17 protein-coding genes and 1 tRNA gene are annotated in these 13,793 nt (G+C 64.3%); 9 read left to right on the top strand and 9 right to left on the bottom strand.

Annotated features, from left to right (window positions below):
- The first annotated feature begins 24 nt into the window (after positions 1-24).
- Positions 25-1,416, top strand: a complete 1,392-nt coding sequence (locus AB7290_RS17235; protein WP_245344283.1) for a cryptochrome/photolyase family protein — start codon at positions 25-27, stop codon at positions 1,414-1,416.
- A 66-nt stretch (positions 1,417-1,482) separates the two neighbouring features.
- Positions 1,483-1,803 carry a histone gene (locus AB7290_RS17230; protein WP_085405497.1) on the top strand — a complete coding sequence of 107 codons (321 nt, stop codon included), beginning with the start codon at positions 1,483-1,485 and terminating at the stop codon, positions 1,801-1,803.
- 56 nt (positions 1,804-1,859) lie between these two features.
- Here AB7290_RS17230 and AB7290_RS17225 read toward each other — a convergent pair whose 3' ends face one another.
- From AB7290_RS17225 to AB7290_RS17215, 3 genes are all read right to left on the bottom strand, one after another.
- Positions 1,860-2,606, bottom strand: coding sequence for a hypothetical protein (locus AB7290_RS17225; RefSeq protein ID WP_085405496.1), 747 nt, complete (start codon positions 2,604-2,606; stop codon positions 1,860-1,862).
- A 97-nt stretch (positions 2,607-2,703) separates the two neighbouring features.
- Positions 2,704-3,576 carry a DMT family transporter gene (locus AB7290_RS17220; protein ID WP_085405495.1) on the bottom strand — a complete coding sequence of 291 codons (873 nt, stop codon included), beginning with the start codon at positions 3,574-3,576 and terminating at the stop codon, positions 2,704-2,706.
- 99 nt (positions 3,577-3,675) lie between these two features.
- Positions 3,676-4,119 (bottom strand): hypothetical protein, encoded by a 444-nt coding sequence (locus tag AB7290_RS17215; protein WP_085405494.1) that lies wholly within the window; start codon positions 4,117-4,119, stop codon positions 3,676-3,678.
- Positions 4,120-4,410: 291 nt separating this feature from the next.
- Between AB7290_RS17215 and AB7290_RS17210 the strand changes: the two genes are divergently transcribed.
- Entirely contained in the window at positions 4,411-4,674 is a 264-nt protein-coding gene (locus tag AB7290_RS17210) for a hypothetical protein (RefSeq protein WP_063982649.1), read from the top strand.
- Between the two features lie 30 nt (positions 4,675-4,704).
- Here AB7290_RS17210 and AB7290_RS17205 read toward each other — a convergent pair whose 3' ends face one another.
- Positions 4,705-5,166, bottom strand: a complete 462-nt coding sequence (locus tag AB7290_RS17205) for a host attachment protein (RefSeq protein WP_071912919.1) — start codon at positions 5,164-5,166, stop codon at positions 4,705-4,707.
- A 311-nt stretch (positions 5,167-5,477) separates the two neighbouring features.
- Here AB7290_RS17205 and AB7290_RS17200 point away from each other — a divergent pair, with 311 nt between their 5' ends.
- From AB7290_RS17200 to AB7290_RS17185, 4 genes are all read left to right on the top strand, one after another.
- A complete protein-coding gene (locus AB7290_RS17200; protein WP_071912916.1) occupies positions 5,478-5,756 on the top strand; it encodes a hypothetical protein in 279 nt (92 codons plus the stop codon).
- A 141-nt stretch (positions 5,757-5,897) separates the two neighbouring features.
- Positions 5,898-6,131 carry a hypothetical protein gene (locus AB7290_RS17195; RefSeq protein WP_085405493.1) on the top strand — a complete coding sequence of 78 codons (234 nt, stop codon included), beginning with the start codon at positions 5,898-5,900 and terminating at the stop codon, positions 6,129-6,131.
- 146 nt (positions 6,132-6,277) lie between these two features.
- Positions 6,278-7,243 (top strand): AraC family transcriptional regulator, encoded by a 966-nt coding sequence (locus AB7290_RS17190; RefSeq protein ID WP_085405492.1) that lies wholly within the window; start codon positions 6,278-6,280, stop codon positions 7,241-7,243.
- Positions 7,244-7,430: 187 nt separating this feature from the next.
- Entirely contained in the window at positions 7,431-7,583 is a 153-nt protein-coding gene (locus AB7290_RS17185) for a hypothetical protein (RefSeq protein ID WP_014494567.1), read from the top strand.
- 294 nt (positions 7,584-7,877) lie between these two features.
- Here AB7290_RS17185 and AB7290_RS17180 read toward each other — a convergent pair.
- The 3 genes from AB7290_RS17180 to AB7290_RS17170 all read right to left on the bottom strand — a co-directional run bounded on the left by AB7290_RS17180 (position 7,878) and on the right by AB7290_RS17170 (position 9,369).
- Positions 7,878-7,954, bottom strand: a tRNA-Arg gene (locus AB7290_RS17180).
- 152 nt (positions 7,955-8,106) lie between these two features.
- Positions 8,107-8,637, bottom strand: coding sequence for a hypothetical protein (locus tag AB7290_RS17175; protein WP_085405491.1), 531 nt, complete (start codon positions 8,635-8,637; stop codon positions 8,107-8,109).
- A 162-nt stretch (positions 8,638-8,799) separates the two neighbouring features.
- Positions 8,800-9,369, bottom strand: coding sequence for a hypothetical protein (locus AB7290_RS17170; protein ID WP_441254532.1), 570 nt, complete (start codon positions 9,367-9,369; stop codon positions 8,800-8,802).
- Positions 9,370-9,550: 181 nt separating this feature from the next.
- Between AB7290_RS17170 and AB7290_RS17165 the strand changes: the two genes are divergently transcribed.
- Positions 9,551-9,937 (top strand): VOC family protein, encoded by a 387-nt coding sequence (locus AB7290_RS17165; RefSeq protein WP_085405489.1) that lies wholly within the window; start codon positions 9,551-9,553, stop codon positions 9,935-9,937.
- Positions 9,938-9,987: 50 nt separating this feature from the next.
- Here the strand turns inward: AB7290_RS17165 and AB7290_RS17160 are convergent, their stop codons facing one another.
- Positions 9,988-10,482 carry a hypothetical protein gene (locus AB7290_RS17160; RefSeq protein WP_085405488.1) on the bottom strand — a complete coding sequence of 165 codons (495 nt, stop codon included), beginning with the start codon at positions 10,480-10,482 and terminating at the stop codon, positions 9,988-9,990.
- 260 nt (positions 10,483-10,742) lie between these two features.
- Between AB7290_RS17160 and AB7290_RS17155 the strand changes: the two genes are divergently transcribed.
- Positions 10,743-11,096: a GrlR family regulatory protein gene (locus AB7290_RS17155; protein ID WP_063986297.1), complete on the top strand. Its 354-nt coding sequence runs from the start codon at positions 10,743-10,745 to the stop codon at positions 11,094-11,096.
- 8 nt (positions 11,097-11,104) lie between these two features.
- Here the strand turns inward: AB7290_RS17155 and AB7290_RS17150 are convergent, their stop codons facing one another.
- Positions 11,105-13,792: a PAS domain S-box protein gene (locus AB7290_RS17150; protein WP_085405487.1), complete on the bottom strand. Its 2,688-nt coding sequence runs from the start codon at positions 13,790-13,792 to the stop codon at positions 11,105-11,107.
- Between the last annotated feature and the right edge of the window lies 1 nt (position 13,793).

Raw genomic sequence — 13,793 nt, 5'->3', positions numbered from 1 at the left:
GTCTGGTTCCGCGATGACCTCCGCCTGTCCGACCATCCCGCCCTCCATGCTGCCGCGAAGACAGGCGCGCCGGTGATCTGCCTCTATGTGATGGATGAGGTGGCCGGACGGGCGCCGGGCGGTGCGACGCGCTGGTGGCTGGCGCAGTCGCTGCGGGCGCTCGGCGCCGAGATCGCCACGCGCGGCGGATCGCTGATCCTGCGCAAGGGGCCGGCGGCCAAGGTGATCCCCGAAGTGGCGCGCGAGAGCGGAGCAGGAGCGGTCTACTGGAACGGGGTCGCGCAGGCGCCACATCAGGCCGTCGAGAAACAGCTTGAAGCGGCGCTGGCAAAGCTCGGCGTGGACTCGCAGAGCTTCCCTGGCGACCTGCTGGTGCCACCCTCGGCGATCCGCAACAAGGAGGGCCGCGGCCTTCGCGTCTTCACGCCGTTCTGGCGACGGGTGCTGTCGCTGGGCGATCCGCCCAAACCTCTGCCCGCACCGCGGGAGCTACGCCCTGCGCCGCAGCTCACCAGCGACGCGCTGGAGAGCTGGACGCTCGAGCCGACAAAGCCCGACTGGGCTGGCGGCCTGCGCCAGACCTGGACGCCGGGTGAAGCCTCGGCCCGCGTGCGCCTGCGCGACTTCCTCAAGCACACCGCGCGCGTCTATGTCGGCGATCGCGACCGCCCGGATCGCGAGGGGACTTCAAGCCTGTCGCCTCATTTGAGGTTCGGCGAGCTCAGCCCGCGGCAGATCTGGCACGCCGCGCGCTTTGCAGCAGCGGAGAATCCCGCGATCGGGCCCGGCGTCGAAAAGTTCCTGAGCGAGCTCGGCTGGCGCGAATTCTGCCGCCACCTCCTCCACGATCACCCGAGCCTTGCCACCGAAAACCTGCAAACGAATTTCGATGGCTTTCCCTGGAACGGAGACAAGAAAGCGCTCGCCGCCTGGCAGCGCGGACGCACCGGCTATCCCATCGTCGATGCCGGCCTGCGCGAGCTCTGGCACACCGGCGTGATGCACAACCGGGTGCGGATGGTGGTGGCGTCCTTCCTGGTCAAGCATCTCCTGATCGACTGGCGCGACGGCGAGAGCTGGTTCTGGGACACGCTGGTCGATGCGGATGCCGGCAGCAATCCCGCCAACTGGCAATGGGTCGCCGGCTGCGGCGCCGACGCCGCGCCCTATTTCCGCGTGTTCAATCCAACTCTCCAGGGCGAGAAGTTCGATCCTGATGGAGTCTATGTCCGGCGCTGGGTGCCCGAGCTGAAAGACGTGCCGGCCAAGCTGATCCACCAGCCCTGGCAGGCATCACCGATCGAGCTTGCGAGCGCGGGCGTCACGCTCGGCAAGACCTATCCGCAGCCGATCGTCGATCACGCGAAGGGGCGCGAGCGCGCGCTCGCCGCCTACGCAAAGATCCGCAAAGGTTGAGCGCTGCTTTGACACGATTTTGAAACCCGCTATCGTCATCGCTCCATACAAACCGTGGGGGACGATATGGACGACGAGAAGCCGATCACCGAACAGGCGATGGACACGATCACCACCGCCGTGGAAGCGACCAGCGAAGCCGCAGTCACCGCCGTCAAGAAGGTCAGGAAAGCCGCCAAGAAGGTCGCGAAGAAAGTAGCGCCGAAGAAGGCTTCCAAGAAGAAAGCCAAGAAGGCGACCAAGAAGGCATCCAAGAAATCTGCGAAGAAAGCTTCGAAGAAGGCTGCAAAGAAGTCGTCGAAGAAAGCGGCCAAGAAGGCTGCAAAGAAGGCCACCAGGAAGTCCGCGAAGAAGGCAGCCAAGTCGAAAAAGAAGGCCAAGCGCTGATCGCAGCGCTCGAGCAGGTCTCCGGGTACGGGCGCGCCCGGAGACTTCTCCCGCCCCTAGCCTCGCCGTTTGGCTGCGCGCCGGCCCGGGTGATGCTCGCCTTGCGGATCGCGGAATTCGCTGCGATGGCCGCGCCGGTCCTCCTTGGCGAAGCGCCTCCGCTTCTCGGATGAGCCGAACTGCTTGATCACCTTCCGGCCATTGACCTTCTTGATGACATAGCCGCCTTCCGTCATCGAGAACGGCGCCTTGAGCGACCCCATATGGTCGAACTTGGTGCCGCGGGGATGCTCGAACGGTTCGAACCAGGACGGATAGACGAAGTTCGACATCGGAAAGCCGTTGACGAGAAAAGACTCCTCTTCCACGGCGTCGCAGACCTCGTAGGCATATTGGGTGTGCCGGGTCTTGTCGGCCCACAGATTGGCCATGGGATCGAGCACCATCTCGAACAGTTCGTGCGAGGCCGCCAGGCTGACCGGATCGTCCTCGCTGAGTGCCTTCAGAAAGATCTTTGAGATCGGCTGGCCGCGGTGCGTCAGCTCGTGCCGCCCGAGGAAGTTCTTGTGGGTGGCGTCGTCAAAATAGAGCAGCTGCCAGTCCGTCGGCTTCGGGTTGCGGGTGACGTCGAGATCGATGGGATAGCCCCAGACAGGCAGGAAATGCTCGTCGTAGCATTTCTGGAGCGCCGCCGTGAGCCTCCCCATCATCCGCTCGCTCATCATCTCCTCGGCGTAGTTGATGCAGGCAATCCGGACCGGCCTCAAGGACCTGCCGAGCAGTGCACGCCGTGCTTTTTTCATGGAAATCACCTTGCCAAAGGGAAGCTGAAATCAGTCCAGCCTAGCACGAGCGCGCGCCGCACGTCAGGGATGTATTCCGACGTACTGGCCTGCCTGCCTAGAAACGCCGATTGACGACGAACACCGCCGCCGCGCACATCGCCATGCCGGCAATCGCCAGCGCATCGAGCTTCTCCCCGAACAGCAGATAGGCCATCAGCGCCGTGACGGCGGGCACCAGGTAGAACAGGCTCGCAACCGAGGTCGCGGCAGCGTGGCGGATCAGCCAGTACAACAGCCCGATCGATCCGATCGAGAGCGCCACGGCAAGCCAGGCAAGTGCGAGCACGAACTCCCGCGTCCAGTGCACCACGCGGTCCTCGAACAGGAAGGCGCCGACCGTGAAGAAGACGGTGACGGCGATATATTGCACGAGATTGCCGGCGCGCCAGTCGATGTGGTTGCAGTAGCGGCGCTGATAGAGCGTGCCGAGCGTGATGCTGATCAACGACACCACCGAGGCGAGCCAGCCGAGCCCCGCCTCGCCGGTCATCGGACGGCCGTGCAGGATCAGCGCTACACCGCCGAGGCCAAGCACCAGCCCCGCCCATTGCACCGGCGTCACGCGTTCGCCGAGCCAGCGGTTGGCGATGGTCGAGGTCAGGATCGGCTGAAGGCCCGGAATCAGCGCCGAGAGTCCGGCCGGGATCGAATGCGCGATCGCAATGGCCGTGCCGCCGAGATAGAAGCCGTGGACGAGAATGCCGGCAACAGCGCTATGCGCGACGTCGACACGGTCCGGCCATTTCGGTCGCGCGATCGCCACGATGATCGCCATCAGGCCGACCACGATCGCCATGCGAATGGCGAGATAGGTCAAGGGATCGGCGTTGTTGATGATGTATTTGGTGCCGATGAATCCGGTGCTCCAGAGCACGACGAACAGGATCGGTGCGGCGCGGGCGGTCAGGGCTTCTTGATTATGGTTCATTGCCGCCCTCATTGCCCGACCGGGGCCTATGCGGCAATGCGAATTTCCAAAACGAGCGATGCTGCGCTGCGACGGACAGCGGGAGCGCAGCTCAGCCGCTCACCATTCTTCCGGACAGGGGTCGATGATCTTCCAGAGCTCGACACCGTTCTTGATCTTCTTCATGTCGGTGGTGAGCCCGCCATTGCGGCGGATCCAGTCCTTCACGGTGTTGGGGTAATAGGACATCAGGTCGGACGTCCCCTCCGCGCTGGTGACCTTGATGCCGAAGGTGAAGGCCTTGTCGTAATAGGCCTGATGGAAGCCGAGGCTGGCGCGCGGCGTCACGCAGATCTTGTTCATCGGCACCATGCCGAGCACCAGGGTGCAGGCCGAGTTGCAGATGCCGTCGATGATGACGCGCTCGCCCTTCTCGCGGACGCGCTTGTACTTGGCCTTGTACTCCTCGACGTAGCCGCCGTGGTCACGTGTGATGTGCAGCTCGGCGCGCGCCGGCGTGGCGGCGGCGGAGAGCAACAGCAGGCTCAAAAGCGTGATGCGCATGGTGCGTGACGGCGAAAGCCTTCAGGAATGAACCGGCCTCGAAGGACCCCCAAAGGGCCGGCGACAGGATTCTTAAGCGAATTCTCTTTGGCCATACTTGTGTGGGGAATTCGTTAAGCATCCCGAAAAGGCCAAAAATGGGCAGCCTTCGACCCTGCTCCGGGCAATTCTGTCACACCCACCCGGGAATCGGCGGGATTGGCCCCGATTTCCGGGCCCCGGACGGGTGTCCCGGCGGCCCGAAATGGCTATAAACACCTGACCTATTCGCGCGGGTTCCGGAGAATCGAGATGAGCACGTTGAAGCTTGTAGCCGCGGTTGCTGCCCTGTCGGCCGCAATCCTCGCCCCCAGCCTTGCGGAGGCGCGGGGACACCACCGGTACCACCGCCACTACACCAACCCGCTGCCCTACCCGATCAGCTATCTGCACAATTACGGGCCCGGCGTTACCCCCGGCACCTTCGCCTTCTACGACGGCCCGTCGAACAACCGCTGCTACCAGAGCTCGGCCACCTATATCGGCCAGGACGGCCGCCGGCACCCCTGCTTCTGAGGCGCGCTGGCGCGTCCTCTGCGGGTGCCGCTATTTGGCGGCGCCCGACAGCAGCAATTGCTTCTCGATCTCGTAGACCGGCAGCTTGACGAGGTCCTTGCCGACCTCGCCCTGAAGCGCCTTGCGCACCACGACCGAATAATCGGCGCGGATCATCCCGAGCGCGCGTGGTGAGGCCACCATGGTCAGGGCCGAGGTCTCGCCCGCGCTGACGGCGGCATCGAGCCGGCCGGCCAGGTTCCGCAGGAAGGCACGCTCGGCCTCATCGTGCCAATCGGTCTGCTCGACCGAGCTGCGCGCGCCGCCGACGGCGGCATTCAGCCGGCCCGGCGCATCGGTCCCTTGCGCACTCGTCGAAGGATTGGGCTGCTCGTGCACCTCCCGGGTGTGGAGGTTCGGAAACATCTCGTCGCCGAGGTTTTCCAGAATGAGCGCCTTGCGCCCGTCGCACACGATCAGCCAGTCACCCTTGTCTATTCTCATCTTGTCCATTGCACAGCTCCAGGCAATCTCGCGAGCCTGCTCTTCGAATTCCTCGAAGCGCTGGCTACGGCAAGACTAGGGATGAAGTCGTGCCGGCGAATTGCGCAGGATCAAAGATGAACGCAATGTCCTGCCAGGCAGCGCCAGTGCAAGCGCAGCATTGGTCACGCGCGCGAACCTGGGATAATCTTGCGGAGCGAAAGGTCAGGTCTGCGGCGAGCTTTGCTGAAGATTTGTTCATCAGCATTACATTTCGGTTCCGCCACAATTTGATCAGAACAACTTCGATATCCTGTTTTGCGTAAGCAGAGGAAGACATCATGAATCTCAAGACTGGCCTCGTCGCCGCATCCCTGTTCGGTGCCATCATGGCATCGCCGGCGGCGTCCGCCATGCCCATCGCGCCCGCACCTGCGACGCCGCAGGTCTCCGACGTCGAGCAGGTCCGCATGGTCTGCGACGCCTGGGGACGCTGTTTCTGGCGCCCGAACTATGATGGGTATTACGGCCCGCGGCCGTATTACGGGCCCCGATATTATGGGTATGGGCCACGCGCCTATGGGCCTCGCTATTACGGACCACGCTATCGCCGCTGGTGATCTCCAAAGGGGCCCTCTCGGGCCCCTTCGCTTTTGCGAGATCGCGCCTTGCGTCCATTCGCGTGCGCGCGGCTTGCGTGGAGCGATTCCAAAACTGATCTAGATCAAAGATGAAATTCGATGTGCCGTCATTCTGCGTCGATGGCGGATTTCATTGTTTTCCGATGCCCCCAGACGGGCATGAATGTGCAGACGCATCTCGAGAGGCAGCCAAGGCCTGACGAGCGGAGCCTTGACGAGCGGAGGCTTGAGGGGCGGAGGCTCGAGGGGCGGCGGCTCGAGGGGCGGAGCTTCGAGTCCTTCGCCTGTCCCGCCTGCACGCGTCTCCATTTCATCGACCTCGCCTCAGGCCAACCGATGAACCGGGACCGTTGACGGTGACATCGACCCGCCGCGCCGCGTGGCATGATGTCCGCAATACTACGGCCTGGAATCCGGTTTACTGAATCATCCTGTTTCGCCATTGATTGCGATGTATTGATTTTCATTTAATTGTCACATTGCAGCATCCGGCCAGAAGCATGTTCTTCGACGCTCTCGCCCCCTCCTCCGCCCTCCAGTTGATCCGGTTTGCCGATGTCGACGCGTTTCGACCGGCCGAGTCGATGGAAGACGCCCGCAGCATTCCGCTCGACGTCGCCAACTTCGCTGCGGCGCGTGCGATCGTGAACCTGCCGGGGTGCCGGATCATCGTGGCGAGGTCGTTTGCGCGGATTCTCGATACCGCCTATCGCGCACCGGGCGGCATGGTGATCCTGCCGATGACCGACGATCTGCGGGCCAGCTCGAGCGGGATCGAGCTCGACTCGCGCGTTTTCATCGCCTTGCGCGGCAATCATCATTGTCATTTCGTCGAGCATCAGACCAATTACCACGCGCTGATCATGTTCTCCCCCGGGCTCAGAGATCGCGGCTGGTTCGATCGCGCCGATGCATTGTGGGTTCGCATCGCGGACCCCGTGGCGCATCTCTACGCGCGTCAGCTTGTTCTCGACATCCTGCGGACCGCGTCCGTAGAGCCGCACATGTTCGAAACCACCGAGGTCGCCGCGCATCTCCAGGAGGGCCTCCTGCTCGCCTTCGACGATTTGTTTCAAATCGACCCGTCGTCTGATCGCACCGCCCCGAATGCCGGCGCGCGATCGGCCAGGCTCGTGCAGCAGATCGACGATTACGTCTCGGCCTATCCGACCGCTCCGATCTATACGGCCAATCTCGCCGGTGAGTTGGGCGTTTCGGTCCGAACGCTCGGCGGCGCGGTGAGCAAGGTGCGCGGCATGAGCCTGCATCAATACATCCGCCTGAAGCGGCTGTGGGCCACACGCTCGCGGCTGCTCAAGGGCGGCGGCGCGACGGTCGCCACATGCGCACGCGCCCAGGGATTTCATCACCTCGGCGAGTTTGCCGCGGCCTACCGCGCGACCTTCCACGAGGCGCCCTCCGACACGCTGGCACGGGCCCGCCACACCTGCCGTTCCGCAAGCTGACATCACAGGCGCGACGCCGATGGCTTGCCTTGACCACGCGTCGGGGTGCTATGGAACAGGTTCCCTCGAACGAGGTTGTCAGGTCCGAGCAGTGCGCCGCCAGCCAGCCCCGGGGGCGCGCTGAGAAACCCCGCGCGCCTACGCGCGGGGTTTTTCTCGCCGTCAATCAAGTGGTTCAGGGAAGAGAATGTCTATCAACCGCAACGTCCTGTTTCTGATCATCGGCGCTCTGGTCGTCACGGCAGCCGTGCTCGGCTACAACCTCTACCAGGCGAAGAAACAGCCCGACGGCCTGCAGATCAATGTCGGCCCCAATGGGCTGAAGATCCAGGGCAAGTAAGGGGACCCGCGGATTGAGCCGGCCGAGCCTCGAGGCTCCGGCCTGACAAGTGGCGCGCTCGGAAGGATTCGAACCTCCGACCCTCGGAATCGAAATCCTAAATTTATATAGCAATATCAATAACTTAATTGCAAACTGAACCCCTTTCGGGGTATTGATTTTGCTCAACTATTCGGCAGCCTGCAAACCAACAACTATAGATTGCAAATATATGACTTTGCATTAAGTCTGCAAACCAATTGCAAACCGCAAAAACCGGTCTGGCGCAAATGAGGTCTAAGTTGTTGATTGTGTTGGCGCGCTCGGAAGGATTCGAACCTCCGACCCTCGGAATCGAAATCCGATGCTCTATCCAGCTGAGCTACGAGCGCCCCGGCCCGGGTATGGGGCCGCAACCGAGAAGCGCCGGACCGCTGCTGGCAAGCCAGCGCACCGGACGGCGTTCGGATCGGTTCGAATTAGCAGAGAGATTGACCAATAAAAAGCCCTCCCCGTCTCGATTCGAGACGGGTCGGAGGCACCCTTACCAGGTCGTGTTGAAGAGACCGAAATGGGGCTGCTGCGCGAACAGCATCGGCCGGCCCTGTTGCGGCGCCGGGTGCGCCCTGGCGACCTTGCGCTTGGGCTGAGCCTGGATCTGAGGCGTCTGCCCCTGAGGAAGCTGAGCCTGCGCCTGAACTTGCGGCTTGGCCTCCGCCTTCCTGGCCGCAGTGGCGTTGGCCTTCGGGGCCGGCGTAAACTGGGCGAAGGTCTCGCGCACCCGCGCCTTGGCCGACATCTCGGCCAGCTCCGGCGAAGCAGCCTCCTGCGCCGGCGGCTGAGGCGCAACGACCGCGGCGGTCTTCACTGCGGGTGCGGCAATGGTCGGCTGGCTGGTGTCGAGCACGACGCGCTCAGGCAAATGGCGATCCGACCGGATCCGGATCAGCGGCTGATCGTTGCTTGCGGTGACGATAGCCCGTGCGACCGGTTGCGACGGCAGAACGTAATCCGCCACGAACAACAGTGCGAGCAAGGCTCCACCGACGAAAACGAAGTACCTGAAAATGGGCATCGGCCACGCTCCGCCCCCCGCATCCCCGCGTGGGCTCTTCGCCTTAAACCGGCGATACTTTAATTGGTTCCTGCACCCGGCCCTTGGTTCAAATGGCAACGCCAAGTTTTTCGGCCAAGGCCTGCGGACAGTAACTTTTCCGCTACCGGGAACTGCCGGGCGTTACGCGCGCCGTGCTGCAACCAGCGAACACTTCGCCTGATCGGCGTTAACGTTGATGAAGCCGACAGGGATACGCGCAAAGGTCTTGCGGCTCTTCATCGTTACCGTGTCGGCAAGCACGCGGCTGCGGTCGGTGAGATGACTGCCATCGCGCCGCGTGAACGCGCAGACGATCTCCAGATCCTTAACGGCATAGTCATTGTCGTTTCGCAGCGTGAACGTCACCAGCGCCTTCGAGCCGAGCCCGCCACGGCGCCAGGTTTGCGATGAGATTTTGAGGCGATCGAGTTCTGCCGCAGCTGGCGCCTGAGCTTCGACAATCGGCGAGACCGCCGCCGTACTGCCCGGAGGTGCCGGTTCGACCGTTGCCACGTCAGACTTCACCGGCTCGGTGCTGTTGCCCCTGGAGAGCGGCAGCAGCATCCACACCCCGCAGCCGACGATGATCGCCGCCAGTAGCCAGAGCAGGCTTCGCCCGAACGAGACGCTCGCGATCGTCACGGCTCGCGCCAGGCGCTCGCCGCTCCCGGCGAAACGTCCCCACCCGATCCGGTCAAACCTGGCGTTCATGGCTGTATCACCAACCGCGGCCGGAGTTCGTTCGATGACGGACTCGGCCACTGTTTACCTTAATCCGGGAGACGAACTAAGGTTCCCGCGCTCGTGGCGAGTCGGCAAGGACGGTGGCGATCACCAGCCGGGGCCGCTAACATGCGCTGCAACATCGAAGACCCCGTTGGGAGAACATGAAATGCCAGTCGTCGTCACTTGGGATCACGTCCATCTGCGCAGTCCCGATCCGGAGGCCACAGCGGCCTGGCTGCGGGACATCCTCGGCGGCGAGATCGTGCGCGCACCGGGACGGATCGACGTGAATCTCGGCGGCGCAAAAATCTTCATCGCATCGCTCGAGGGCGACAACGCCGTCAACCCGCCGCCGCCGCACCCGCATCAGGGCCTCGACCATCTCGGTCTCACCGTGAAGGACATCGACGCCGTCGCGGCCGAGATCAAGGCCAAGGGGGTCACCTTCACGCGCGAGCCGACCACGATCCGGCCCGGCGTGCGCATCTGCTTCATCCGCGGCCCGGAAGGCATCTCCATCGAGCTGCTCGAGCGCGACAAGAAATACACCTAACGCGGCGCCGCATCTGAGGTCGACGAGAGGCCGGGCGTGCTGTCGCCCGGCTAGCTCATGCTGCCGGGCATAAAGCAGCGGATGGCGACGCCCATGTAGCCGTAGATCGGCCACACCATGGTGCGCCCGACCCGGTTCGGCTCCGAGATGACGGCCTCTTCGGGCACATCAACCCAGACGAGCTCCTGCTGCTGGCCGTCGAGCACGTGGCCCAGGCGCGGGATGCGGACACGATAATGTCCGTCCTTGCTCTCCCAGTCAGTGTCCGAGAGCGCCGAGCCGTCGGCATCGGAACAGCAAGGCCCCTTGCCGCTGCGCAGGCCGTCGAACCACGCCTTCAATTCGGCATTGGTGTTGACGAACTGGCCGCGGTCGCGCGCATGCCCCGAGGGGGCTGCGAGCGCGATCAGAGCCAAGGCGCAAGTGAGGCTCACCATGCTTCGCCAGCGTGGCGCGCCGCCAGTCGGCCGTTGTGTTTCGCAAATCGTGGGACGCACACTGTACAGACGCGGCTCATCGCCGCCGGAATCGATCCAGTTGCTCACGTTTGTCTTGCTCCAGCACCCCGCGGCCAGTGCAACAATGGTTATGCATTTCGCGGGCCAACTTGATTCGCAACGACTGGCCTCGCGTCATGATCAGACCGTCATGGCGGTGTCATAGACAAGCCGGGACAACTACGGCTGGCGGCGGCAAGATCACACCGCCGCCCGGCAAACTGCCGCGTTGCGCGCGGGAACGCGCTTTGGCATAAAAGCTCTACCGGTTACGCCGTTGGGCGATGGCGGCCGGCCTGTGGGACGTGATGAAGAACGGCCTCTATTCGATTCACGTGAACCTGCTCGATGGTCGAGTCGGCAAGGGCAGCGGCGTGATTCTTTTTCGCGACGGCAAGATCCTTGGCGGCGATGCGTACCTCTATTACACCGGCAGCTACGTCGTGAAGGACGACCACACCTTCAAGGGCGAGGTGCTGGTGCAACGGCACACCTCGCCGCGGGGCGATGACAATCCGCTGTTCGGCGGCCCTGCCCCGGTCGGCATCGGCGTCAGCGGGACCTACACGGACACCCGCGCGGAGATGACGGGCACAGCGCTCGTCGGCAAGGCCAGCCTGATTTTCGGCGCCACGCTGCACAAGCTCGCGGAAGCTGATTAGGCGCGGAACTATTCCGCAGCCTGCTCGAGCGGCGCGGTACGCGGCAGGATGATCTGGATGCGCGTGCCCTCGCCCGGCTCGGAATCGAGATCGAGCCGCCCGCCGAGGCGGTTCGTCACGATGCTGTAGACGATGTGCAGTCCGAGGCCGGTGCCGCCCTGGTCGCGCCGCGTCGTGAAGAACGGATCGAAGGCGCGGCGGCGGACGTCGAGCGACATGCCGCAGCCATTGTCCGAGAAGATGATCTCGACATTGTCCTTGCCGGACTCGCGCACCTGGATGTCGATGATCCCCGGCCGGCCGTCCGGGAAGGCGTGCGCCACCGAATTGAGAAACAGATTGGTCAGCACCTGGCCATACGGGCCGGGATAGCTGTTCATGGTCAGGCTCGGCTGGCACTCGACGTTGAGCGTCAGATTGTGTTTGCGCAAGCCCGGCCGCAGGCTCATCACCACCTGCTCGGTGAGGTCGCCGAGATCGAAGCTGCGCTGGTCCGAGTAGTTGCGGTCGGCCGCAACCTGCTTGAACGACTGGATCAGCTCGGCCGCGCGGTTCAGGTTGGAGACGAGCTGCGAGGACGCATCGCGGCTGGTGTTGAGGAAGTCGTTGAGCGTGGAGCGACGGAGCTCGCCGCGCTCGACTTCGGAGGTGAACATCGCGGTCTTGCGCTCCAGCGCGGATGCGACCGTGAGGCTGATACCGACGGGATTGTTGACCTCGTGGGCGACGCCGGCGACGAGCCGTCCGAGCGCGGCGAGCTTCTCCGCCTCGATCAGCGAGGCCTGGGTCTCGCGCAGGTTTCGCAACGCGGTCTCAGCCGATTCCTTGGCTTTGCGCATCTCCTGCTCGCCGCGCTTGCGCTCGCCGATGTCGAGCGCCACGGTGACGATCCGCTCGATCTCGCCGTCGGCATCGAGCAGCGGCAGCTTGTTGACCAGCCATTGCCGCATATTGCCGGAGGCATCCTTGTACTCCTCCTCGTAGAAGCCGAGACCTTTTCGAAGCCTGAGCACCCGCTTGTCGTTCTCGTCGGTCTTGGCTGCGCCGTAGCGCGACATCAGATCCGCGGTGGTGCGGCCGAGCGCATCGGCGGGCTCGATGCCGAAGATGCCGGCCATATAGCGGTTCATCAGCACGTAGCGCAGCTCGCGGTCCTTGACGTTGATGACCGCGGGCACGGTGTCGATGACCTGCTGGAGCAGGCGCCGTCCTTCGGCGATGGCGTCTTCCGCCCGCTTCTGGTCGGTGATGTCGCGCAGCGTGCCCTCGTAGCGGACGATGTTGCCCGCCTCGTCCCGCACGCCCGTGGCGCTGTCGGAAAGCCACAGGATGTTGCCGCTGCGCTGGCGCACCTGGTACTCGAACTCGCGGACGATGCCGTCGCGCGCCATCAGCCGCTGGTATTCGGCGCGCGCCTCGGGGTGGACGTAGATGGTGTGGGCGATGTCGTTGATGCTGTCGATGAGCTGCTGCGGGCTGTCATAGCCCATCATCCGCGCCAGCGCCGGATTGGCGTTGAGGAGATCGCCGGCCGGCGTCGTGACGTAGATGCCGTCGACCGAGCCCTCGAACAGTTTGCGGTAGCTCTCTTCGGCAAGGCGCTGCTCGGTGAGCGCCCGCACCGCCGCCTCGCGCGCCGTGTCGGCCTCCTCCAGCGCGCGGCGGAACACTTCGGCCGCGCGCGCGATGTCGCCGATCTCGTTGTCGAGGTCGGCCGACGGGATCGAAGTGTCCTTCTCGCCCGCTGCGAGCGCGCGGATGGATCTCGCGATCTTCGCAAGCGGCCGGACGGTCCGCCGCACCACGAAGCCGGCCGCGAGAATGCCGATCAAGACGCCGATGGTGCCGAACACGATGCTCTGCCACCGCGCCTCCGTCAGCGTGCGGGCGAAATCGCGCGACAGCACGTGGCCGCGCCGGGCGCTGACCTCGCGCAGGAGTTCCGTGACGCGGCCGATCAGGCGGCCCTCGGTGCCCAGCACCTCGCGGTCGATATCGGCGATCTGCCGCTCCCGGACCGCCACCGCGATGATGGCCTCGGCATAGTCGTTCACGGCCGTCTTCAGCCTGGCGTCCGCGATGTCCATCGCCCGCATCCCCTGTGCGGCCTGCTCGGCGGCGGACGGGTTGCGCGCGAGCAGCCCGAGTGCGATCCGGCTCTGTGACTCCGACAGGCGGGAGGCGAGCTCGCGGTCCGCCGCGGCTCCGACGGCCACGTCGAACCGGTCGCGCAGCGGCGGCAGCCCGGCGAGCAGCTGGGCGCGGCGGTCGATCAGGGTCGAGATCCGCTCGAGGCCATTGCGATAGGTCGCGAGGCGCTCGGTGACCCCGTCGATCATGTCCTGCTGCTCGGGCGCGAGCTCGATGCGGGTCTTCCTCAGGATGTCATTCAGCGTCGAGGCCGCCTCGCCGACCTGCTTGAACTGGGTGCCGGCGCCAGGGTCGGTGACGAAATCGCGCGCCGCAAGCCGCAGCTCGTTCATGCGGCGGTCGATGTCCTCGGCGAGGTCGCCGACGCTCTGGAGCCGCTGCAACTCAGCGAAGGTCGTATCGATGTGCCGGATCGCGATCACGCTCGCGGTCGAGGTGACGATGATCACGGCCAGCACCAGGAGGAAGCTGCCGAAGGTGAGCTGGCCGATGGAGAGCGAGAATGTTCGCTTTTTCTCAGGGGTCGGCGTCAATTCGGCGGACATT

This window comes from Bradyrhizobium sp. 613_E4_N2_2, assembly GCF_052075995.1.
In the GTDB taxonomy this organism is placed as follows: Bacteria; Pseudomonadota; Alphaproteobacteria; order Rhizobiales; family Xanthobacteraceae; genus Bradyrhizobium; species Bradyrhizobium barranii.
Note: the sequence above shows the minus strand (reverse complement) of the source record. Positions and strands in the feature narration are given on the sequence as shown.

Coding starts and splice junctions, on each gene's coding strand:
- AB7290_RS17195 (WP_085405493.1), top strand. CDS start 5,898: ATGGCGGATTTCATTGTTTTCCGATGCCCCCAGACGGGCATGAATGTG.
- AB7290_RS17150 (WP_085405487.1), bottom strand. CDS start 13,792: ATGTCCGCCGAATTGACGCCGACCCCTGAGAAAAAGCGAACATTCTCG.
- AB7290_RS17185 (WP_014494567.1), top strand. CDS start 7,431: ATGTCTATCAACCGCAACGTCCTGTTTCTGATCATCGGCGCTCTGGTC.
- AB7290_RS17215 (WP_085405494.1), bottom strand. CDS start 4,119: ATGCGCATCACGCTTTTGAGCCTGCTGTTGCTCTCCGCCGCCGCCACG.
- AB7290_RS17200 (WP_071912916.1), top strand. CDS start 5,478: ATGAATCTCAAGACTGGCCTCGTCGCCGCATCCCTGTTCGGTGCCATC.
- AB7290_RS17170 (WP_441254532.1), bottom strand. CDS start 9,369: ATGAACGCCAGGTTTGACCGGATCGGGTGGGGACGTTTCGCCGGGAGC.
- AB7290_RS17230 (WP_085405497.1), top strand. CDS start 1,483: ATGGACGACGAGAAGCCGATCACCGAACAGGCGATGGACACGATCACC.
- AB7290_RS17210 (WP_063982649.1), top strand. CDS start 4,411: ATGAGCACGTTGAAGCTTGTAGCCGCGGTTGCTGCCCTGTCGGCCGCA.
- AB7290_RS17165 (WP_085405489.1), top strand. CDS start 9,551: ATGCCAGTCGTCGTCACTTGGGATCACGTCCATCTGCGCAGTCCCGAT.
- AB7290_RS17155 (WP_063986297.1), top strand. CDS start 10,743: ATGAAGAACGGCCTCTATTCGATTCACGTGAACCTGCTCGATGGTCGA.
- AB7290_RS17220 (WP_085405495.1), bottom strand. CDS start 3,576: ATGAACCATAATCAAGAAGCCCTGACCGCCCGCGCCGCACCGATCCTG.
- AB7290_RS17190 (WP_085405492.1), top strand. CDS start 6,278: ATGTTCTTCGACGCTCTCGCCCCCTCCTCCGCCCTCCAGTTGATCCGG.
- AB7290_RS17175 (WP_085405491.1), bottom strand. CDS start 8,637: ATGCCCATTTTCAGGTACTTCGTTTTCGTCGGTGGAGCCTTGCTCGCA.
- AB7290_RS17225 (WP_085405496.1), bottom strand. CDS start 2,606: ATGAAAAAAGCACGGCGTGCACTGCTCGGCAGGTCCTTGAGGCCGGTC.
- AB7290_RS17205 (WP_071912919.1), bottom strand. CDS start 5,166: ATGGACAAGATGAGAATAGACAAGGGTGACTGGCTGATCGTGTGCGAC.